Raw genomic sequence first — 21,806 nt, forward strand, 5'->3', positions numbered from 1 at the left:
GGGGGCTGAGTCAGAATTCGATCTTGGACATGCGGCGCACCGCGAAGAATCCGATAACGAAGAGAGCCAGGCCGATCCCGAGAACGAGGATCCCCCAGCCGCTTTCCGTCATCGTCCGTACGGTCCCCGGTTGCATGAAGTTGAGCATGAAGAGTGAGCCGACGCCCATGACCAGGAGCGCCCACGATGTGGCGGTGGTCTCTCCCAGGATCGTCAGCATCTCGCGCCTGGTTTCCTTCCGGCTCTCCAGGGTCTGGGAGATACTGCGCAGGGCGGTCACGAGGGCGCCACCGGAGCGGGAGGAGACCAGCAGCGTGCTGATGAGCACCCCGATCTCGCGTGAAGGCATCCGTTCCCGGAGGTCGCTGACCGCGCTCTCGAAGGACTGACCCAGATGCATGGAACGCGCGGCGGTGCGGAGCTCGGCGCCCGCGGGGTCGTCGAGCTCGTCGGCGGCCATGTCGACCGCGGTGGGCAGCGCCAGGCCCGCCTGAGTGGCGTTGGAGAGGACCCGGGCGAGTTCCGGAAGCTGCGCGGTGAACGCTTCCTTGCGGCGCTCTTCCTGCCGGTTGAGATAGGCGAGGAACGCGGCGACCACCCCTGCCGCCGCGGCGACACTCAGAACCGGGGCGAGTGCGTACCAGACGAAGACGATCGCCACGACGGCGGCAACAGCCATCAGCACGACGAACACGGATGGCCTGATCCGCACGCCGGAGGTTTCCAGCCGGCCTTCGAGCTTCTTGCCGAGATCCGTACGTCGTACCAGCGTGTCGAGCTGCGCCAGGGGTCTGTTTCCACGCCGTTCGACGTCCTCAAGAGCGCTTCGCGAGGCGAGTCGGCGGCGTTGGAACGCTCCTTCTGCGTACTCCCGAAGCCCAAGTAGCGCGATGCCCAACGACAGGACGGTGAGTAGCAGGGCAATGATGTCGAGACTCACAGCATGGCTCCCAGTTGGTCGTCCGCCGACGCACCAGAGGAGAACACCGCTGGAATGCTCTCGCCGGCTGTGATGATGCGATCGGCGATGTGGGGGGGTAGTGGGTAGCGGTGCGACGTACCCGGGACCTTGCCGCGGGAGTCCATGGGATGTGCCTCGAAGCGCAGCACCGGGTCCAGCCGGAACTCCTCGCGGCGGGTTGAGGTCACCACGCCGACCTCGCTCACCCGGCGGGAACCGTCCGCGAAGCGGGACAGGTGGACGATGACGTGGATCGCCGCGTTGATCTGGTCTTTGATCGCCTCGAACGGGATCTTCACCTCACTCATCGAGGCCAGGGTGAGGAGGCGGTACACGGCGTCGTCGGAGGAGTTGGCGTGCACGGTGGCCAGCGAACCGTCGTGGCCGGTGTTCATCGCCTGCAGCATGTCGAGTGTCTCGGCGCCGCGGACCTCACCGACGATGATCCGGTCGGGACGCATCCGCAGGGAGTTGCGCACCAGATCGCGAATGGTGACCTGGCCGGAACCCTCCATGTTGGGCGGGCGGGACTCCAGCCGGATCACATGTTCCTGCTGCAGTTGCAGTTCAGCGGAGTCCTCGATGGTGACGATGCGCTCGCCGTTCGGTACGAACGCCGAGAGTGCGTTGAGGAACGTCGTCTTCCCGCTACCGGTGCCGCCCGAGATGATCACGTTGAACCGGGCACGGACCAGAGCGGCGAGCAGCATACCGGTGTGCTCGTCAAGACTCCCTTTCGCGGCGAGCTCGGTGATCGTGAACGGTTCGGGAAACCGGCGGATCGTGATGATGGGGCCGGTCAGCGAGAGCGGTGGGATGATGACGTTCACCCGCTCGCCCGTGGGTAGCCGGGCGTCGACCATCGGGCTGGACTCGTCCACGCGCCGGTTCACCTGGGAGACGATCCGGTCGATGGTCTGCATCAACTGGTTCTCGCTGGCGAAGCTGGTTTCGAGGCGCTCCACCTGGCCGCGGCGCTCGACGTAAATGTGCTCGGGACCATTCACCATGATCTCGGTGACGCTGTCGTCAGCGAGCAGCGGCTCAAGCACGCCAAGACCGAGCGCCTCGTCGACTACGCGGCGAATCAGCCCGCTTCGTTCCCGGTCGGAGAGCACGGGGCCCTCACGCGAGAGGATGTGGCCGACTACCTTCTCCAACCGGATCCTGCGCTGTTGCAGGCTCAATGCGGCGAGGTCGTCCAGGTTGATCTCGTCGAGCAACCGCTGGCGCCAGTGCGCGACACTTCCCTGGTCGGAGGTCTGAGCAATCAGGTGTTCTTCGTCCAGGCGGCTTCTAAGGCCCATTAAGGATCACTCCGGGCACGCATCGGGGAGGGTCAGAGGTTCGGCATGTCTACCCGTTGGCTCAGGGGGAGGTTCAGGTTCGTCGACTCGACGGAGAAGATGAATGGGAGTTCCGCCTGGACCTCGGTGTAGAGGCCGTTCCTGGAGTTCGTTCCCACGGTGACCGTCGCGTCACCAAGCCATGAGGGCAGGGACTCACGAGCGGCTTGCTGGCCCATCGCGGTTCCCTCGTCCGCGGCCACCCGTGCTCCGGTCCGGGCCGCGTTCTCCATTCGTTCCAACGCGAGGAAAGTAGCGAAGGTCTCCATGGCCAAGGCGAACACGAGTATCAGCAGTGGAAGGTACACGCCGAACTCGACGAACTGCGAACCGCGGTCGCGTTTCCAGTTACGGCTGATGCCGCGGTGGACCGGGCGGAGGCGCTCCAAGGTTGTGCCTCGGGGGCGTCTCTTGGGTGACTGGAACTCGGTCATGGGTCCTCGCTTATAAGAATCGCCCAACATTGCTGGGGTGACCGTCACTCGTAAACGATCCTCGACTCCCCTGACACATGCCATGGCGATGCGACGCTGGGTAACACGGCTGGCATCGCCAGGGTTGTCCGGACGTAGGAACCGTCGTTTCGGTCCTCGATCTCGAGCTGGAACGTTCCGCTGGAGTTCCACGGCTCTCGGATCCGTTTGGCGGCCTCGCCGACGATCTTCCCGCGATCGTCCGGTGTCACAGCGGCCTGCCGAGCGCCCTCGTTGGCGGCGTGTCCGGCGTACATACTGGTCAGACCGAACAGCACGGTCTGCCAGACCAGGAGGAACGCCAGGCCCAGCAAGGGAACCACGGCGCCGAACTCGACGAACTGCGCGCCGCGATCGGCGGCCTTCTTCTTGGCCTTCTTTTCCTTGGTCCTCTTCCGGATCCCCCCGCCACCGCGAGGCTGCGCAGAAGTGTCGGTCTCCCCGGGTTCCCCGAGGATCGCGGGGTCCCTCGCCGAAGGAGCGCCCGCCGCAGGCAGGATCCCCAGCTCCTGCGCGATGCGGCTGAACGCTTTGCGTAGCGCCTCATCGGTGATCCGCGTGGGGTCGCCCGTGTTGGACGCTTCCTCCAAGGCCCGGTACATCGCGGGCACCGGCGTTCCCAGCATCTTCGTGCCGACGAGCTTGCCCGCGAAGTCCGGCTGGATCTCGTTCTTCCGGTTGTGCCGGAGCAGCATGGACGTGACGTCGTTCTTGCTCCGTACCTGGAGCCGGTCCCACATCGAGATGAGCCGCTGCGCGCCGCGTAGTGCGGGCAAGTCAGGCGTGAGGGTCACGACCGTGGTCTGGGACAGCTCGACCGCGATGGCGGTGGCTTCGGTCATGTGCGCACCGCAGTCCACGATGAGCAGCTCGTACCGGGAGCTCAGCGCTCCCAGTATCTGCCGCGCGGCGCTCTCCGTGACCTCCTCTCCTCTCTCCCCGTCCCGGGGCGCGAGGAGGACGTGCACCCCGAGCGGGTGCACGTAGAGGGTCTCCGAGAGCATGGCGGCACTGATGTTGTCGGCCGCCTCGACCAGGTCGACGATGCTGCGTCGCTGCTTGAGGTCGAGGTAGCCGGGGATGTCGCCCATCTGCAGGTCCAGGTCAACCAGGCAGACCGACCGCCCCACCTGCGCCGCCGTGAGCGCCATCTGGATGGCGACGGTCGTGGTGCCGATCCCGCCCTTGCCGCCGCTGAACGTGATGATCGAACCCCGTTGGCCCGACATGGGGACGTCCAGTGAGGCGGCTTCGAAGTGGCGGCGCAGGGTCTGCGACCACTCCGCGGCGTTGGTGACGCGGGCGTCGAGCTCCTCGATCGTGGCGTTGGTGGCCAGCACGCCGCGGGCCCCGGCCTCCATGGCCCGGGTGAAGGTGTCCGGGTCGACCTCGTCCACGAGGAGGATCACCGCGAGTTGCGGATGGTTGCGGGAGGTGTCCCGGATCAGCTCCACGACCGGCAGCGGCCCGAGGTTCTCGTGTACGAGGAGCACGTGGACGGTCGGCAGGTGGCGCAGGGTCTCGGTGACATCCCTTGAGGAGTAGTGGACGCTGACCACTTCGGACGCGCTCAGCTCGTCGAAACGCGTGGTGAGCGAGGTTTCGAGGTCGGACGTTGGTACACCGACCATGATTTTGTAGCTCATCAGTTGTCCTGAGCCTGTTCCTCGTCGTCTTCCTCGTCGTCCTGGGCTTCCAGCTCCGTCTGGTCGCTACTGCAGAACTGCAGGCCGCCCGGGTCGCCGGAGCCTTGCGGGCTGACCAGCCCCAGGCGCAGCGAGCTGGAGAACGCTTCGGCGTAGGTGAGCTGCAGGGTGTCCTGCGGATTGAGGCGGAACGTCACCGGCACCACCGCGGACTGGGTTCCGCTCTCGTCGGTCTCTGACCCGACCTGCCCGACCTCGAGTACTTCGACGTCGGTGAGGATGCGCGTGGCGCAGCTCTCCGCGTCCTCGGTACCCGCCGCGAACGTCCCGTAGATGTCGACCCGGGACTGCCGGCTGACCTTGCCCGCGACGCCGGTCTCCGCGTCGACCATGATGGCGATCTCGCGTTCTCCCGCCTCCAGCTCGGGTGCTGGAATCACCATGCTGGCCTGCAACACGGAACCCTTGGCGAGGTAGGTGGAGGACACCGCCTGGCGGTCGGGCTGGTCGAGGACCTCGTCGAGGCTGCTGACGAAGGTCTCCTCGTCGAAGAACTTCGCGGGGACCTGGTACTCCTCGACCATGTCTTCGGTGACTGGCTGGTAGGGAGTGACGTCCTCGGTCAACCTCAGGGCCGTACGGTACTCGCCCAACTCGCGGTTGAGTGAGCCCACGTAGGAGACGATGGTGAAGAAGACCGCGATGGCGCCAATCCCGGCGACGATCATCAGCAGGACGCCACGTCGCTGTCGGGGGTTCATACGCTTCCGTTTCTAAGCGGGGTCGTACAGGGGGGTCGAGGAGCAGACTCGGTCTACCCGTTTAGATGGGGATGTAGTGCGTCTCGTTCCCGCGCGGCCGAAGCCGGTCGCACTCTGCTCCTCCTCTAGTCCGGAGCCGCCCCGGGGGGCGGCTGTTGGTGCGGGGAGCGCGCGGTTTCCGCTTGCTCGCTGGACGGCTCCGTGCCAGATGGCGGTCCGGAGGGTTGCCCGTTGGGCCCGGATACGGCCATTGAGGGGTGCGGGCCGCTCGGGGGCTGCTGGGGCCCGGATTGCGCCTGACGCCGTTTCGGCGGCAACGCGGGTCCGGGGTGCAAGGGGAACGGCGCGGCCTTCGACTTCTGTTCGGTCTGTTCGGCTTGCTGGTCGCCAGCCGGATGCTGGTGTTGCTCGCCGCCAGGCTGGCGAGGTTGCTGCTGACCGGAAGGCCGGCGCCGTTGGGGAAGGGCAGGGCCGGGATGCAAGGGGAACGGCGCGGCCTCGGACTTGGGCTGCTCCACCCATGCGGGGCGGATGTGCTCGCCGGTCGTCCTGGCCGGAGGCGGCGGGACATCGGCCTTTCGTGCCGGAGGCCGCCCGGCCTGCAGTTGCCGGGCGGCCCCGCAGAAAGGGCAGATGATGGCGGTCCCGAGCTCCCGGCACCAGGCGCACGGAGTGGGGCGCACGGTGCGCACCGTGTTCGACAGTGCCTCAGGGTGTCCGCTGAACGCCACGAACTCGACGTACTTGCGCATCCCCCAGTAGGTGGCCCCTAGGGGCTGTTCAGGCAGGGCGTTGAGCGAGACCGGCCGCAGCGCGGGTGTGAACTGGTTGTTGAACTCGTCGATGCCGGCCCCTTCGGGGCGGGCGACAAGGATCTGTACGGGTTCCATCGGACGCCCGACGATGTTGCGCGCGGGGTTGCGCTTCTTGACGCGGCCGACCCGGTTCACTGGCGCTGAGAAGGCGAGGAAGGTGGTCTTTGGCACGTAGGATCCGACGTGCTGCTTGAACGTGATCGGGATGGTGGAGAGGTTGTTGACGCGCTTGAGCCAGGCACCGGCGAGGACGTTCCCGGTCAGCTCGGTGGCCAGCGCCGCGGCGACCCCCGGCGGCACATACGGTGCGAGATAGGCCACTTGGTCGGCGATGAGAGACAGCGCCAGGGGCGAAATGTCCAGGCTGACCTGGCCGATCTGGTCGGACTGCAGCGAACCGCGGGCGAACGCGACCGCGCGCTGGGCGCGCTCGGCGTGCCATTTGGGATAGAGGGCGATCACTCTGTGGCCCTGGCTTATGTGGTGCCGCGCGAAATCGACGAACTCGGCCGACCGTTCTCCGAGCTCTCCTCCCCTCAAGGGAAAGCGGTGCGCTTGATGCTCACCGAGGAGCCCGGTGCTCGGGACGTCGGCGAGAAGTGCGACGACGCTTACCGGCCGGGGAGGGGAGGTGGACACAGTGCGTGCTCCCTGGGGGGATCGGTGCTCTGTTCGGTGGCGACCACTCTCCGAATTGGAGAGTATGCCATCCCTGCAGCCATATCGTAGCGACTGCGGATGAGGCTGGCGGCGCGGCGTGCAGCGTGGACGAGGGGGGCCGCGCGCTGTGCGACATGCGGCGGGTTAAGCGGCGTCGCAGGCATGGGGGGCGCAAGTTTCGGCACAGAGAAACAGAACTTATGTCAAATGTGAAGTTATTGGCCGAATGTGGTCATGCGGGTAACGTGTTGGAAGAGTCTTTTTCGTTACTTTCGTGTATCTGTAGGGTGACATCGGTATCTATCGCGGGTAAGTCTTCAAGATAGCTTCCCCTGGATTCTCGCGGAACAACTGCCCGACATTGTTATAGCCCAGCGATGGAACTAGTTCGACATTCAATGAAGGCGCTGTGGATGGCGTGTGAACATCCGCTGTCGCCCGCGGAGAATGTGTCTCGGCGGATCCCGATCCCACCGATGTGGCGGGACACGTACCCGAGACACGAAGAGGCGCACCGGCGACTGCCGGTGCGCCTCTTGGCTGGGGTGAGTGAGGGGACTTGAACCCCCGACTTCTTGGACCACAACCAAGTGCTCTGCCAACTGAGCTACACCCACCATGGCGGCAGGGGCTGTAGTTCCCCCTGCTTCCCCCCATGATTCTAGCGGACTCGGGAGAGTGCTTCACTCACTTTTCGCTCTGCCGGGGCTCGGTCTGCTCTGGTGAGCCGAGGTCGCCCGAGCCGCCCGAGACGATGTCGGCCGCGATGGCGCGTGCGGTCGCGCTGTCCGGCCCGGGGGCCGCGACGAACGCGGCGGCACGGTAGTAGCGCAGCTCGCGGATGCTTTCGGTGATGTCGGCCAGAGCGCGGTGGCCCCCGCTCTTCTCCGGGCTCGCGTAGTAAACGCGCGGGTACCAGCGGCGCAGCAGCTCCTTGATGCTGGACACGTCCACCATGCGGTAGTGCAGGTGCTTGTCGATGCGCGGCATGTCACGAGCGAGGAACATCCGGTCGGTCGCGATGGAGTTGCCGCACAGGGGCACCTTGTTCGGTTCGGGCGCGTACTTTTTCACGTGTTCGAGGACGAGATCCTCAGCCTCCTGCAGGGTGACCCCACTGTCCAGGGCCGCGAGCAGGCCGGACGAGGTGTGCATCTGCGTGACGTACTCGCCCATCTGGTCTACCGCCGCCTGGGGTGGCTTGATGACCAGGTCGATGCCCTCGTCGAGCTGGTTCAGCTCGCCGTCTGTGATGAGACAGGCCACCTCGATCAGCGCGTCGCGTTCGAGGTCGAGCCCCGTCATCTCACAGTCAATCCACACCAGGCAATCATTCATACCGGCCAGCTTAGGACTTCTCGGGCGGCTTCCCCACCACAAGGAGCGAGAATCGTGCCGTCCGCGCCGCAGAGGCCGGCCCGCGCCGCCCACCCGGAGGTCCGGGCGCCGGCGCGGGGCGCGGGGCTGTGCGCGCTAGAAGTGGATCCCGTGGACGTCGAAGATGTCGGCCATCCAGTCCCAGATATCCCAGAGCTGGACGTACCCGAGCACCCCGAGCACCACCAGGAACAGCAGGAACCACAGGAAGCAACCCATGCAACCGCCGCATCCGCCCTTCTTCTTGGGCTTCTGGGGCTGCGGTGGACGCTGCTGCGGCGGGGGATAGGGCGACTGGCCCCGGCCCTGTGCGCCGCCCCAGCCCTGCTGTCCTCCCATGGGAGGCTGGCCCTGCTGGCCGTACTGCCCCGGAGGGGGCTGCTGCCCGCCGGCGGCCATGTGCGGCGGTGGCGGCCCCTGCGGTGGATAGCCCTGCGGCGGAGGACCGCCAGGGCCGCCATAACCGCCGGGCCCTCCAGGACCACCCGGACCACCGGGGTGGCCCGGCCCACCTGGACCGACCGGACCTCCCGGCCCTGGCGGTCCGGGAGGATATCCCGGAGCCATCTGCTGGCTGGGTGGGCCCCCACGGCCCTGCCTAGGGGGCGGCTGCTGCGGTGGGGGAGACGGCGGTCCCGGTGGCGGCCCCTGCTGGGGGCCCTGCGGCGGGAAATTGGGCGGCGGCCCGTGCTGCTGCTGGAACCCCCGTTGCGGATCCTGGGGAGGGTAGGGCGGTTGCTGCTGGCCTGACGATTGCTGCGGCCCAGACGGCTGCTGGAATCCTCGTTGCGGGTCTTGGGGAGGGTAGGGCGGTTGCTGCTGGCCGTACCCGGGCTGGCCGGGCTGACCGTGCTCTGGTCCGGCTGCCTCTTGATGCGGCCCCGGAACAGGACTCTGGTGTCCGGGATAGCCGGAATCACCCGGAGAACCTGGCGCAGAGTGCCCGTGGTCGGGCTGCTGCGGACCCGAGGGCGAGGTGTGCGGTGCCGCGGGGTCGGGGGTTCCGGAATCGCCGGGCGACTCGGGCACACCAGACGCCGGTGCGCCTTCGGCCGCCGCAGTCCCCTGCGGGTACTTGGCGGCTTCGGCCGCGCGCTGCTGCGCTTCCTCCTCGGCGCGCTTGCGCGCTTCCTCCTCCGCCTGCTTCTTGGCCTCCTCGGCCTTCTTGCGTTGCTCCTCCTGGCGCTGCCTGCGTTCCTCGCTGATCTCGGAGATGCCCTCCTTCAGATCACTGAAGAACCGGTTGAACCGGGACCCCTTCTTCTCCTCATCCTGCTCGGGCACCTGCGTATCGGAAGTGCCCCCGGCGCCCATCGCGGAGGAGAACATTGGGTCGTCGGGATTGAACGCGGCGGTCCGGGGGGCGTCGCCACCTCCGCCGCGTTCCGTGAGGTCGGCGGTGGATTCGTCGGCGTCGGCCGGGGTGTTGGGGGTGGCCGGTGGGGTTGAGGGGTCGAGCCGCATGGTGCTTGGTTCGTCGGCCATGGGGGCGGCGGGTGGTGGGGCCGCGGCGGTGTGGCTGCCGGGGTCGACGCGCATGGTGGCGTCTGAGCCGGTGAGGTCGGCGGTGGATTCGTCGGCGTCGGCCGGGGTGTTGGGGGTGGCCGGTGGGGTTGAGGGGTCGAGCCGCATGGTGCTTGGTTCGTCGGCCATGGGGGCGGCGGGTGGTGGGGCCGCGGCGGTGTGGCTGCCGGGGTCGACGCGCATGGTGGCGTCTGAGCCGGTGAGGTCGGCGGTGGATTCGTCGGCGTCGGCCGGGGTGTTGGGGGTGGCCGGTGGGGTTGAGGGGTCGAGCCGCATGGTGCTCGGCTCGTCGGCCATGGGGGCGGCGCCGGCGTGGGGGGTTGAGGGGTCGAACCGCATGGTGCTCGGCTCGTCGGCGATCGGGGCGGCCCCCGAAACGTCGGGTGCCGTCTGCTCGGCGTCGCTTCCGGCGTGGGAAAAGGAGCCACTCAGATCCGCCGTCGCCTCGGTGTCGTCATCGGCTGGCGCGGCGGAGTGCTGTCCCCGCGCAGCGTTCTGCAACTCGCTCAGCGACCTGACGTGCTGCGTCCACTCTTCGCCATTCCAGTACCGGAGCCGGTCCTGCCCCCCGCTGGGGTCTGCGTACCAGCCTGGCTCGATCGATCCACCCATGGCGGACAGACTAAGGGGTTTGCGGGCGTCGCAGGACCGACGGTCCCCTTCAAGACCGGATTGGTGGATTCACCCGATACCGCGCGCTGTCCGGTCACGACGGAAGCGCCCCGACGCGCGGGCGCGTGTCGAGTCCCGAAGAGCCCACACCCCCGGGCGGGTCCATGATGTCGTGCTCGCACACATCGCGCTGGGGGTGCCCGCCGCCGCGCCGGGGCTCCGGCGGGCGCGGCGGCGTTGGGGCCGCCACCGCGTGGGGAGCGCCCAGGATCCGCTCCGGGGAGATCGCTCCGGGGGAATCCGAGTGCGCGCCCGGAACCTGGCAGTGGCCGAAGTGCCCGCCGCGTGCCCAGATCCGCTCCCGGGAGGAGCTCCATAGCGCACGCTCGGAGGGCGCCGCCGGCGCTCCCGCTGGCCACTGGCGGGCGACCTCCCAGGAGTCCAGCCACGTCAGGATGTCGGCCAACCCTGTGAGGGGGCCATCGGTGAAGGGCGCCAGCGTGCGGCCGATCACCAGGATGAGAATGCAGACCCGGCCTTCCGCGGCGTGGTCGACGCCCCGGTCGGTGAGTGCTCCGTTCGCGGCGGAGGTCGTCGGTAGAAGCTGCGCGGTCTCGCCGGTCACCGGGTTCCAGACAAGATGGGCGGTGCGGCCTTGCTCCTGGAGTCGCAGGGCCGCGGCCCGTGCGGACAGCAGGCCGGGATCGGACTCGGTAGTCAGCCAGACGGTCCGCGGTGCGCCGCCCTGGGGAGCGGCCCCGAGAGGGGTGCCCTCGACTCTCTCAGCGCCCGGCATCCACGCCTTAACCACAGCTGCCCCCTCTCACCGACCACACAACTGCCGCACCCCTTTTGAGTACGTGAACATGCCCGGTAAGTCCAGAGGCGTCACGCCCTGGGCAAGAGTGATGTATCTGCGCCGCCGCATTGTTGCCGTGGGTATCGATGCCGGAACCCTGCGAACAGGCGGTGTGGCCGGATCCGGCCACACCGCCCCGCTGGCTGTCCTAGTTCTCGCCGTCTTCCTCCGGCTCCTGCAGCCGCAGGGAGAACGCCTTCAGGTGGATCTCACCGATCTCCCTGGGGTCCTCGGTGGTGTAGGAGGCACCCCCCGTGGCCTCGGCGATCTTCTCCAGCGGTTCGGGGTCGATCGACGGCCCGAACGCGATCGAGATGATCGGGATCGGTTTGTCGTCGGACGACTCCTCTTCCAGCGTCGACAGCAGCTCGTCCAACGAGATCCCGTCCTCGGCATCGTCCTCGCCGTCGGTCAGCATCAGGATCGCGTTTCTGCGGTCGGGCTTATAGGACTGCAGCATTTCCCGGTAGGCCGCGAGGTAGGTGTTGTAGAGCCCGGTGTCGCCGTCGGGCTCGGGCTCCATCTCCTCCAGCGCCGCGGTCATCGCTTCGCGGTGGTTCTGCCCGTCGGTGCTCTCCCCGAGCTCTCGGACGGGGAGGGTCTCTCGGTGGTCGACGTCGCCTTCGAGGTCGGTGGAGAACACCCATTGCCCGAGTTCGGCGGTCTCGGGGAAGAGGGTGAGCCCTTCGATGGAGGCCTGGGTGGTCACTTCCATCCGGTTCATGTCGGTCCCCGGAACGGCAGAGGCCATGGAGCCGGAGACGTCGATGATGGTGAGCAACCGGGTGTCCAGCTTCATCTGGTTCCAGGCTTTGGTGAGGCGGGCGATGGAGTCATCGGAGGGTGTCGGAAGGTTCTCCGGGGGGTCCTCCTGGAATCCGGCCTCGGTGGTGAGCACGTCGCTGTTGGCGGCGCCGTCGGGGGAGCGGAAACCGTTCTGCTGGATGACCGCACGGGAGTCCTCCTTGGTCAGCCAGCCGCGGAACAGTTCCGCGGCTCGCGAGACCACGGGGTCCTCGCCGCGTACCAGGTAGGGGTAGTCCAGGGTGTAGCTGCCGCCCTCCGGGTAGCTCACGTGGGCGGAGTCTCCCCCGTGCTTGGTGTTGTAGCGCCACGCGGCCTGCTCGGACAGCACCATCAGCGGTGGTGGGTCATCGTTGGAGCCAAGCGTGTCGAACGCGGTCTGCTCGTTGGGCATCGCGCCGCGCTGCAGCGCCTGCAGTGCCGCGGTCAGCTCGGGCTGGCCCTCCTCCTCGTCGTTGATAGCTCCGGAGACCAGCGCGAGTGTGGCCAGTCCCGAGGAGCTGCGCAGCGGGTCGATGACGCGCACGTCGCGGCCCTCCCCGGCCTCGGTCGCGGTCGTCGGCACGAGGTTCTCGATGGACTCGGCCTCGTCTTCCTCCCCGGCGTCCGCGGGTTGGGCCAGGATCAGCGGGGAGTGGGCGACCGGTGTGCCGGTGTCGGTGATCACGGCTTCGCCGGCGTCCCGCTGCACGATGTTGGCCCACAGCGAGGAGTCGGGGATCCAGACGTCGGAGTCGGTGTCGCCAGTGGTCGGACCGGTGTTGGTGATGCCGTAGGCCACGTTGTCCGGATCCTCACCGCGCACATCGGTGGACACGCACCGGCCGTCCACCTCGTGCTCTTCGTCGTCGAACCCCTCGGCGAGCGAGCTGACGGCCGGAACGAGCTCCGGGCTGACGGCGACCTCCAGCACGACCTCGTTGCCGCCGCATCGGGTCTGGTTGCCGATTACGTACCAGCCGGTGATGCCGAGGCCGAGAACGATTGCGAACGCGCCCGCGAGTGCCGCGAACGCGCCGGCCCGGCCCCGGCGGCGCCGGCTGTGCCCGACCGCCAGCGGCAGGTCGCGGTCCCCACCCTCGTCCTTTCCGGCTACATCTCGGTGGCGTCCCAAAAGTCTTCCTCACGTGGTTTGCGGGGGTACAAGACGGAACGTTACTGAGAATCCTTACTCGCCGGTAGTTGCGGGGAGGGGGCGGGATCCGCTCGTACCCGCCCTGGTGCGCTGTGAATGGCCTGTCAAGTGCGGCGAACTGGGCCGGTTGTGACGTAGTGCGAAACCCTTTCGGGGCCCGGATTTAGTTATCTGATTGTGACTTAACTGCTGCGGTGTTCAGGTGACCGTCACTCGTCGCAGTTGGGTACGCAGAGCCGGCGCGAGACCGAGCTGAGGAAGATGTCGCCGATCTCGGCGGGGTCGTCGGTGACGTGGAGGGTGCCGCTCGTGGCCGAGGCGATATCGGCGAGCTCGTCGCGTTCGGGCTGGGGGCCGAAGGCGATGATGAACATGGTCACCGGCCGCTCGGGGTCGAACCGGTCCTGCAGTTCGGCGACCAGTTCGTCGTGCGAGATGTCGCTCGATCCGGCGTCCTGGCCCGCGGTGAGCAGGATGACGCTGTTGATCTTGTCGTCCTGGTAGGCGTTCTCCGCCTCGTCGTAGGCGGCCAGGACGTTGTCGTAGAGCCGCGACTCGCCGCCCTCGACGTCGATGCCCTCCGCGATCTGTTGCAGCTCGTCGCGCCGTGTCCGCCCCTCGCTTCCGACGGGGCTGCCCAGACGGGAGAGGTCCTCGGCCTCGTCGCGCCCGTTCTCGCCGAACTCCTCGGAGAGCAGCCACAGGCCCATGTCGGTCTCATCCGGGAACAGGGACAGCCCGAGCTGAGCGGCCTGCCGGGAGACCTCAAGGCGTGTGGGGCCGCCGTTGAGGTCGTCGGCCATGTTCTCCGACACGTCGGCGAGGACCAGTGCCCGCGAGGGCATGGACAGCCGGTTCCAGTCCTCCACGGACGCCAGCAGGGCGTCGCCGGTGAGATCCTCGTGGGTGTCGGGCGGCGCGGCGACGATGCCCTCGCGGCCGGCCAACTCCTCGCTGGCGGTGCCGTCGGGCTCCCGGAAGCCGAGCTCGCGGAGCTGGGCCAGAAAGCTGTCGGACCGCAGGATCTCGTAGAGGTCGTCGGCGGCGGCCCGCATGGCCGGGTCGTCCCCGACGGGGACGAACGGGTAGTCCAGACTCACCGTGCCCTCATTCGGGTACAGCGCCTCGACCAGGGTCTCGGGTGCCGTGTTGTTGTAGTGCACCACGGCCTGCTCGGGAACGACGGCTAGCGGGTCGACACCCATTGGGTTCGGGTAGGTGCCGGTCAGGTCGATCGCGTCGAAAGCTGTTTCGGGCTGCACGTCACGCACGAAGTCGGTGATCTCGGCGTCGGCGTCGTCCCCGCTGCCGAGCTCCTGGCGCACCTGGTACATCGTGGTCATCCCGTCCGCGCCGCGGTTGGGGTCGACCATGACGACCGGGCGCTCGGGTGAGCGCTCTCCGGGAAGAACGTGTTCCCAGCTCACATCGTCCGGGCCGGGTACCCCTTCGGCGCCATTGGGCGCGGCGAGCACGACCGGCGAGCTGGCCAGGGACCGGGGCGTGGTCTCGACGTTGCGCGCCCCGGTGTCGGAGACGCGGGTGAGCTCGACCCACGCGGAGGATTCCGGCACCCACACGTCGGGGGTGATCGTTGACTCGGCAGTGGTGCCCCCCGCGAGGTGGGTCATGATCCGGTGCGGCGGGTCCTCGTCCGCCTGGGCGAATACGCACGCGCCGGAGTAGCGGCGTTCGGCCTCGTTGAACTCGTCGGCGGCCCGCTGCAGTACGGGGGCCATGCTCAAGGTCGCGGACACCCGCAGGTACCGCGTCTCGGCGCACCCGGCGTAACGAAGCGCGGCCGGCACAGCGAGGCTGAGCACGGTCGTGAGCGCGACCACAATCGCGGCGATCCCCAGGGGCGACGTGAGGGCCCGCCGGATCCGGGAGCGGCGGGGGCCGATGCGGTGTCGACCGGTGGACACATGATCTCCGGCTGAGTGTTGCGGATGCTCGGGACGTGAAATTACTCACTGGTAGGCGAGGTAATGAGAACTCTAAGCCCCTATGTGCCGTCAGAACAGACAGGGGGTCGCGGCCGTGTCCAATGGTGCAAGGGTTGCCAAAGGGACGCTAGGATGCGGAACCGGCTCACGCCGGTATTTCTGCGTTGCGTGTGCGCCGGGTTCCACCCGGGTCGGGCTGGACGCCGCCACCAGGCGGTACCGGCCGGTCCGCGGTGGTGAACGGTGTACGACGGGGGGTCGCGGGATAGGCAGGTGGGGTGGGTAGTTCTCTGGCTCGCCCCTTGGTATATGTCCGACTTCCTAGAGTGGCGCTGATGTCCAAGCTGAAACTCAACCGTGACCCCCGCGGTTCGATCGGTACCGCGGCACTCGCGGCACTGTGCTGTGCTGGGGCTGCCGCCTACGCACTGACCGTGGGGTCCTCCCTGGCCTCGTGGCCGGACACCGCGTCGGCTGCCGGGGCCGAAGTTGAGGCGGTGAGTGGGGCCAGCGAGGAGGACGGTTCCGAGGCGCCCGTGGGCCGGCTGCAGGTTCATGTCAGCGACCGCGACCGTGCCTACATCCAGAACCTGACGTGCACCGGCGCCAGTGACCTCGACCCCGCCGCGTGCGAGGAGATCGCCGCGAACATCGAACAGGCCGCGGAGGACGGCGCGGGCAACCCCTTCTCCGCGGTCGACGCCGACGCGGTGTGCACCGACAAGACCTATGGCCCGCAGGAAGCCGTTATCTCCGGCACCTGGGAGGGCGCGGAGGTCGAGACCACCGTCTCCCGCGAGAACTCCTGCGAGGAGGCCCGGTGGCAGCGGCTGAGCCCGCTCACCGACCCCATGGATTAGGTTGTGTTCGGCGGGCCGTTTCGGGTGGCTTCGGGGCCCGCTACCCAGCCAGGACGCCGTTCGCTGCCCCGCGGCGGAGCACGCCCCGCGCGTTCGGAATAGCGTGATGACCATGCACGTCGTCGAGGTCAACGATCCCCGCGACGATCGCCTCGCCGATTATCTCCGGCTGCGCGACGTCAACCTGCGCAAGAGCCTGGAGGCCGAGCACGGACTGTTCATGGCCGAAGGGGAGAAAGTGATCCGGCGGGCGCTGCGGGCCGGGTTCCTGCCGCGCTCGCTGCTGCTCACCGAACGGCGCCGCAACGCCCTCGCCGACGTCGTGGCCTCGGGGGCCGATGACGTTGCGGTCTACATCGTCAGTGAGGACGTCGCCAAGCTGCTGGTCGGCTTCGACCTGCACCGAGGGGTGCTTGCGGCGTTCCACCGGGCACCCCTGCCCGCGCCCGAGGACGTCCTCGACGCGGCACGCTCGGTGGTCGTGCTGGAGGACATCGTCGACCACACCAACGTCGGCGCGATCTTCCGCAGCGCCGCCGGCCTCGGGATCGACAGCATCCTCCTCGCGCCCCGTTGCGCCGACCCGCTGTACCGGCGCTCGATCAAGGTGTCCATGGGTGCGGTGTTCACCCAGCCCTACAGCCGCCTGGACGACTGGCGTTGTGGGCTGGGCCTGCTGCGCGAGCGCGGGTTCACCCTGCTCGCTCTGACCCCCGACGCCGACGCGGTGCCGTTGGACGAGGCGCTGGCGGACGGGGGCCCCGGGCGGCGTGTCGCGCTGCTGCTCGGGTCCGAAGGCGACGGGCTGTCCACACGCTGGCTCGGGCAGGCGGACCGCGGCGTGCGCATCGCCATGGCCGGCCGCGACGTGGACTCGTTGAACGTCACCGCGGCCAGCGCGATCGCCTGTTACGAACTGGCCCGCGGCACGCGCGGTTGAACGCGGGCCGCGCCGCCGTCCACGCCAGGCGCGTGACCGGAGCCTGTTCGACGGCGTCCTGGCGTCGGCCGGACGCCGCTGCCCCGAAAGGCGCCCCTTCGGCCACCCACGGCCGAAGCCCTCGCCAGGGGAAAGGTAGATTCGAGCACGATCGCGATCCGCCCGAGCCGGGCGGGACGGATCGGCAAGGGGATGATCCCGCACGGAGGGGACAGACGGAGAATGGCTGATCGGGTGCTGGTGCCGTGGCGGCAGAACCGGGACAACGCGCCACCCGGAATGCGGGTCAGCGTCTTCGACGGCGAGGGGGACCCGCCGGGAGACCTCTCCGATGTCGGGTTCTACGTCGTCCCGTACGGGCGGAACCAGCGCGTTGACCTGATCACGCAGATGCCCGAGCTGAGCGTCGTACAGGTGTTGACCGCCGGCTACGAGAAGGTCCGCGGCGTCCTGCCAGAGGGAACCACCCTGTGCAACGGGCGCGGGCTGCACGACGCGAGCACCGCCGAGCACACCGTTGGGCTGATGCTCGCCGCCCAGCGCGACCTCCCACGCTGGGCGGTGGACCAGCGCGCGCACCGGTGGGACCCGTATTACACGCGCTCGCTGGCCGATTCCCGGGTGCTCATCGTGGGCTACGGCAGCATCGGCCAGGCCATCGAGGAACGCCTGCTGCCCTTCGAGACCGAGGTCGTGCGGGTGGCGCGGCGTGCCCGCCCCGAGGACGGGGTGCACGGGATCGACAACCTGCACGGGTTGCTGCCCGGCGCCGACATCGTGGTGCTCGTCGCCCCGCACACCCCGGAGACCGAAGGCCTGATCGGGGAGGAGGAGCTGGCGAAGCTCCCCGACGGAGCGCTGGTCGTCAACGTCGGCCGCGGGCCGCTGCTCGACACCGCGGCGCTGCTGGCCGAGAAGGGACGGGTGCGCGCGGCTCTCGACGTCACCGATCCCGAGCCGCTGCCCCGGGACCACCCACTCTGGGACGCGCCGGGCGTGTACGTCACCCCGCACGTCGCGGGAGGGGCACAGGCGTTCTACCCGCGCGCTCGCCGGTTCGTCGACGCCCAGCTTCGGCGATGGGCCGAAGCAGCCCCATTGCGCAACATCGTGCGCTAGGCGTGCTGTCCGGGCGCCGTTTCGAAGAGCGTGCCCGCCTCGGTGGCGTTCGCCGCGCCGACTCGCCTGACCAGCTCTCGGGAAGCTCCTCGCCCATCGGTGTGTGCGGCACTGGCCGGGACAGAGGCCGAAGGCGGCCGCCCGCCGGTGGGGATATCCCAACAGCCTTCGCGAAGTGGATGCACAACCCGGCGCTCGGGGGAACACTGGAGGCATGCGTATCGCGGTGGCCGCGGACGGCGAGGGTGGGGGCCGGCTGTGGGAGGTCGACCCAGCCCCGGGGGGCAAGGCTGGACGGGGGAGCCTGTGGCGTGTCAGCGACCTCGCAGGGGCGATCGCCGACCTGGAGCGGTTCACCGGGGCCCGGCCCCGCTGGATCTGGGCCGCGACCGACGAGCTGTACCCGGCACTGATCGAGCACTCGTTGCGTGTGGCCCGTTGCCACGACATCGGCCTCGTGGAGTCTTTGCTGCTCGGCTACGACGGCCGGTTCGGTGAGCCCAGCTCGCTGGGCGCGGCGTGGGCGCGGTTGCACGGCCGCGCGGTCCCGTCTGACATCGGCCAGCCGGCCTCCATGGGCGCCACGTCCCACCCGGCGCTCTTCGAACCCGACCGCAGCACCGTGCCAGCGGGCGTGGACCGCCTCGACGCGCTCCTGGAGGTGTACGCGGACCAGCAGCGCCGGATCGCCCAGCTGCCGCATCCCGAACGCTTCTCGTTGCTCGCCGCGGTCGAATCGGCCGGTGCGCTGGCCGCCGCGGAGATGGCGCACGACGGCGTCCCGTGGCGCGCCGACCTCCACGACGCGACGTTGACCGAATACCTCGGCGAGCGCCCCATTCCCGGCGAGCGGCCACCAGTGCTGGCCGACCTCGCCGCACGGATCTCCGAGGCCTTCGGCCGGACCGTCAACCCCGATTCGCCGACCCAGCTCATGAAGGCGTTCGCGGCCATCGGCCATCCCGTTCCCTCGACCCGTTCGTGGGTGCTCCGCCAGGTCGACCACCCCGTGGTCCCGCTGCTGCTGCGCTACAAGGAGCTCTCCCGGCTGCACTCCACGCACGGCTGGGCGTGGCTGGAGAACTGGGTGCGGCACGGACGGTTTCGGCCGGACTATGTCGTTGGCGGGGTCGTTTCGGGCCGGTGGGCGACGCGCGGGGGTGGTGCGCTGCAGATTCCCAAAACGGTGCGCCGTGCGGTGTGCGCGGACCCCGACTGGACTTTCGTCTGCGCCGACGCCGGACAGCTCGAACCCCGCATCCTCGCCGCGGTGTCGGGCGACGACGCGCTGGCCGAGGCCGCGGGCACCTCGGACCTGTACGCGACACTGGCGGACCGGGACGGCGGCGACCGGGAACGCGCCAAGATCGCGATGCTGGCCGCGATGTACGGCCAGATGAGCGGCGATGCCACCTGGCTGCGGGACACCATGCACCGGATGTTCCCGAAGGCCATGGACTACGTCGACGCGGCCGCGCAAGCGGGAGAGAACGGCAGCCTGGTCCGTTCGTGGCTCGGCCGCACCTGCCCGCCGCCCGCGCGGACGTGGCGCGCCGTCGTGTTCGGAGACCCCGGCGATGACGACGTGGCCCCGGACACGGGCACTGCGGGGGAGGACGCCGGCGCTCGCGCGGCCCGCGGGCGGTTCACCCGGAACTTCGTCATCCAGGCCACCGCCGCGGAGTGGGCCCTGGTACTCATGGCGGCGGTGCGGCGCAGGCTCGCCGAGCTCGACACCGTGCACGGTGTTCCGCAACTGGTGCTGTTCCAGCACGACGAGCTGGTGCTGCATGTCCCGCTGCCCCTCGCGGAGAGCGTCGTCAGTGTCCTGCGCGACGCGGGGGAGGAAACGCGGACGCTGATGTTCGGCGACACCGCGGTCCGCTTCCCGCTCGACGTCTCGATCGTCACCAGTTACGCGGACGCCTGAGACCGCCCGGTTGGCAATGGCCGGTTATGGCCGCCATGCACCCCTTCGTTGCTTGCAATGGGCATCGTCACGAACGATGCTTGGGTGCGGCGGATTCCGGGGTCTGGGAAGGCGAGGTTCACAGGTGAGTCGCAGGGTGAGATCGTGTGCCGGCTCGACAGTCGCGTTCGCCGTCGCGTTCACTGCTTTCGGCGCTCCCGCCTGGGCCGATTCCGAACCCACCGTGCAGGACCGGCCGCCGCCGGATGTACGCGCCGGCGGCTCGGGCACCGAACCCGCGCCGCGCTCCTCTGGTCAGGGGAGCGACGACCCCGACCGCCCTCCGGTTGGGGATTCGGCCGACCTGAACAGCGACGCCGAGGTCGAACCGCTGGGTGAGGCCCGCTCCCGCGAGTACTTCGCGGTGCTCCCGGAGGCGATCCCGAAGGCGAAGGTCGATGCCGTCCGCGAGCTCGATGACGTGGAGTCCGCCGAGGTGGTCGACGCGGCCGAAGTCGAGGTCGACGGCGAGCCCACCGCGATGCTCGGGGTCGATCCCTCGGGATTCCGCAACTATGCTCCCAAGCCCTCCGCCGAGTCCGACGACATCTGGCAGGGCATCGCCGAGGGGCGGATAGCGTTGTCCGAGGACGCGGGCAGCCAGGGCGAGCTCGATGTCGGCAGCGACGTCGAGATCGCGGGCGCCAAAGGCGGTATCACTCGCGAGGTGTGGGCGCACGCGACCTCCGGGGTCGCCGGGATCGATGCCCTGGCCTCTCGCGAGGTCACCGACGAGCTCGGGTTCCCCGACGGCAACGCCCTGGTGGTCTCCGCCCCCGACGCCGACCTGACCGAGCTCCGGGAGGAGCTGGCGGACACGCTGGGCGAGGACGCGTCGTTGCAGTTGCTCACCGAGGACCCCGAAGCGGCCCCCTCGGAGCCCGGCGCCCCGGTCGGCGAAGCCACGGTCGAGGAGATGATCGCCGCCGCGGAGTCGCAGGTCGGCGTGCCCTATGTCTGGGGCGGTGAGACTCCGGACGGGGGATTCGACTGCTCGGGCCTGGTGCAGTGGGCGTTCGCGCAGACCGGGGTCTCGGTCCCGCGCGTCACGCACGACCAGTGGTGGGCGGGCACGCACGTCGACTACTCCGACGCCGAACGCGGCGACCTGGTCTTCTGGCGCAACGACCCGACCGCGCCCGACTACATCTCACACGTCGCCATCTACCTCGGCGACGGCATGATGCTGGAGGCGCCGCGCACCGGCCTGGATGTCCGCGTCACGGAGGTCCGTACGGAGAACATGGCCGGCGTGGTCCGGGTGCACGGGTCCGAGTAGCGCGCGGAACCGGGGAGCCCGGCGCGCCGGGTGTTACTCGGGGGCGGTGACGGTCACCGTCACCGTTCCGGTTCCCTGGCCTGCCTGTTCGGCGGTGTCGCGCTCGTGGTCGATCTCGTCGATGGTGATGGTGTAGCCGCTGTCCAGCTCGAAGGAGTCACCGGCGGCGCCCTCGACTCCCTCTGTCTTCTCGTCGTCGGGGTCGGAGTCGTAGCTGATGCTCAGGCTCGCCTCGTCGTCGGAGGTGGAGGCGACTCCTATATTGAGCTCGAAGACGCGGCCCTGGGTGCTCTGCCTGATGCTCCGTGTCTCCTCGGCACCCGGTTCGGCACTGCGGGACGGGTCGGCAGTGGGCCGGTCGGGGTCGAGTGTCCGCAGCGCGGGGGTTTCCTCGGCCGCGGACCCGCCCTCGTCGGAGCCGCCGTCGCATCCGGTGGTGACCGCGACCAGGACAGCGAGGATGCCCGCGGAGCGTGCGACAGTAGACGAGCGGTACTTGTGCATCGGTCACTCTTTCCTAGTAGTACTCGTGAGTACTAGGTGCACGTTCCCGAGATCGACGGTGCATGGGCGGAAACCGGCCCCGCACCGCGCAATTTGCGCACCGAAGGTGACCGCGGGGACATGGCCAGCGCCGAGAATGACCGCACAGACCCCTCGACGCGCGCCCCGCCGCCGGAGAGGAACACTGGCGCCCTCCAAGGGGCGAGTCCCGCAGGG

Annotated in this window: 17 protein-coding genes and 1 tRNA gene; 5 read left to right on the forward strand and 13 right to left on the reverse strand. The window is 68.9% G+C overall.

Annotated elements, in window-relative coordinates:
- Positions 1–10: 10 nt before the first annotated feature.
- The 12 genes from F4561_RS04755 to F4561_RS04810 form a co-directional block, all read right to left on the reverse strand.
- Positions 11–940, reverse strand: a complete 930-nt coding sequence (locus tag F4561_RS04755) for a type II secretion system F family protein (protein WP_184575142.1) — start codon at positions 938–940, stop codon at positions 11–13.
- Complete coding sequence (locus F4561_RS04760) at positions 937–2,268, reverse strand: TadA family conjugal transfer-associated ATPase (RefSeq protein ID WP_184575144.1); 1,332 nt, start codon at positions 2,266–2,268, stop codon at positions 937–939. The genes F4561_RS04755 and F4561_RS04760 overlap by 4 nt, the downstream gene beginning before the upstream one ends.
- Before the next feature lie 32 nt (positions 2,269–2,300).
- Complete coding sequence (locus F4561_RS04765; RefSeq protein WP_246437138.1) at positions 2,301–2,741, reverse strand: TadE/TadG family type IV pilus assembly protein; 441 nt, start codon at positions 2,739–2,741, stop codon at positions 2,301–2,303.
- A 44-nt stretch (positions 2,742–2,785) separates the two neighbouring features.
- The gene (locus F4561_RS04770) at positions 2,786–4,426 is read right to left on the reverse strand and encodes a CpaE/TadZ family protein (RefSeq protein WP_184575146.1); all 1,641 of its coding nucleotides are present in this window, start codon (positions 4,424–4,426) and stop codon (positions 2,786–2,788) included.
- Positions 4,426–5,187 (reverse strand): Flp pilus assembly protein CpaB, encoded by a 762-nt coding sequence (gene cpaB, locus F4561_RS04775; RefSeq protein WP_184575148.1) that lies wholly within the window; start codon positions 5,185–5,187, stop codon positions 4,426–4,428. The genes F4561_RS04770 and cpaB overlap by 1 nt, the downstream gene beginning before the upstream one ends.
- A 125-nt stretch (positions 5,188–5,312) precedes the next feature.
- Complete coding sequence (locus F4561_RS04780; RefSeq protein WP_184575150.1) at positions 5,313–6,641, reverse strand: hypothetical protein; 1,329 nt, start codon at positions 6,639–6,641, stop codon at positions 5,313–5,315.
- Between the two features lie 562 nt (positions 6,642–7,203).
- A tRNA-His gene (locus F4561_RS04785) sits at positions 7,204–7,279 on the reverse strand.
- Positions 7,280–7,349: 70 nt separating this feature from the next.
- Positions 7,350–8,000 (reverse strand): oligoribonuclease, encoded by a 651-nt coding sequence (gene orn, locus F4561_RS04790; protein ID WP_184575152.1) that lies wholly within the window; start codon positions 7,998–8,000, stop codon positions 7,350–7,352.
- Positions 8,001–8,135: 135 nt separating this feature from the next.
- Positions 8,136–10,175 carry a DUF2510 domain-containing protein gene (locus F4561_RS33130; protein ID WP_184575154.1) on the reverse strand — a complete coding sequence of 680 codons (2,040 nt, stop codon included), beginning with the start codon at positions 10,173–10,175 and terminating at the stop codon, positions 8,136–8,138.
- Positions 10,176–10,269: 94 nt separating this feature from the next.
- The gene (locus F4561_RS04800) at positions 10,270–10,971 is read right to left on the reverse strand and encodes a hypothetical protein (protein WP_184575156.1); all 702 of its coding nucleotides are present in this window, start codon (positions 10,969–10,971) and stop codon (positions 10,270–10,272) included.
- Between the two features lie 211 nt (positions 10,972–11,182).
- Positions 11,183–12,952 (reverse strand): substrate-binding domain-containing protein, encoded by a 1,770-nt coding sequence (locus F4561_RS04805; protein WP_312885145.1) that lies wholly within the window; start codon positions 12,950–12,952, stop codon positions 11,183–11,185.
- Between the two features lie 230 nt (positions 12,953–13,182).
- Complete coding sequence (locus tag F4561_RS04810) at positions 13,183–14,898, reverse strand: substrate-binding domain-containing protein (RefSeq protein ID WP_184575159.1); 1,716 nt, start codon at positions 14,896–14,898, stop codon at positions 13,183–13,185.
- A gap of 356 nt (positions 14,899–15,254) precedes the next feature.
- On the opposite strand from F4561_RS04810, the gene F4561_RS04815 reads away from it, so the two are divergent.
- The 5 genes from F4561_RS04815 (at position 15,255) to F4561_RS04835 (ending at position 21,086) form a co-directional block, all read left to right on the forward strand.
- The gene (locus tag F4561_RS04815; protein WP_184575161.1) at positions 15,255–15,779 is read left to right on the forward strand and encodes a hypothetical protein; all 525 of its coding nucleotides are present in this window, start codon (positions 15,255–15,257) and stop codon (positions 15,777–15,779) included.
- 112 nt (positions 15,780–15,891) lie between these two features.
- Positions 15,892–16,719 carry a TrmH family RNA methyltransferase gene (locus F4561_RS04820; protein ID WP_184575163.1) on the forward strand — a complete coding sequence of 276 codons (828 nt, stop codon included), beginning with the start codon at positions 15,892–15,894 and terminating at the stop codon, positions 16,717–16,719.
- 222 nt (positions 16,720–16,941) lie between these two features.
- The gene (locus F4561_RS04825; RefSeq protein ID WP_184575165.1) at positions 16,942–17,838 is read left to right on the forward strand and encodes a 2-hydroxyacid dehydrogenase; all 897 of its coding nucleotides are present in this window, start codon (positions 16,942–16,944) and stop codon (positions 17,836–17,838) included.
- 214 nt (positions 17,839–18,052) lie between these two features.
- Positions 18,053–19,768 carry a bifunctional 3'-5' exonuclease/DNA polymerase gene (locus F4561_RS04830; protein WP_184575167.1) on the forward strand — a complete coding sequence of 572 codons (1,716 nt, stop codon included), beginning with the start codon at positions 18,053–18,055 and terminating at the stop codon, positions 19,766–19,768.
- A 124-nt stretch (positions 19,769–19,892) separates the two neighbouring features.
- Positions 19,893–21,086, forward strand: coding sequence for a C40 family peptidase (locus F4561_RS04835; RefSeq protein WP_184575169.1), 1,194 nt, complete (start codon positions 19,893–19,895; stop codon positions 21,084–21,086).
- A 33-nt stretch (positions 21,087–21,119) separates the two neighbouring features.
- On the opposite strand, the gene F4561_RS04840 is transcribed toward F4561_RS04835, so the two are convergent.
- Positions 21,120–21,590, reverse strand: a complete 471-nt coding sequence (locus tag F4561_RS04840; RefSeq protein ID WP_184575171.1) for a hypothetical protein — start codon at positions 21,588–21,590, stop codon at positions 21,120–21,122.
- Between the last annotated feature and the right edge of the window lie 216 nt (positions 21,591–21,806).

This window comes from Lipingzhangella halophila (genome assembly GCF_014203805.1).
In the GTDB taxonomy this organism is placed as follows: Bacteria; Actinomycetota; Actinomycetes; order Streptosporangiales; family Streptosporangiaceae; genus Lipingzhangella; species Lipingzhangella halophila.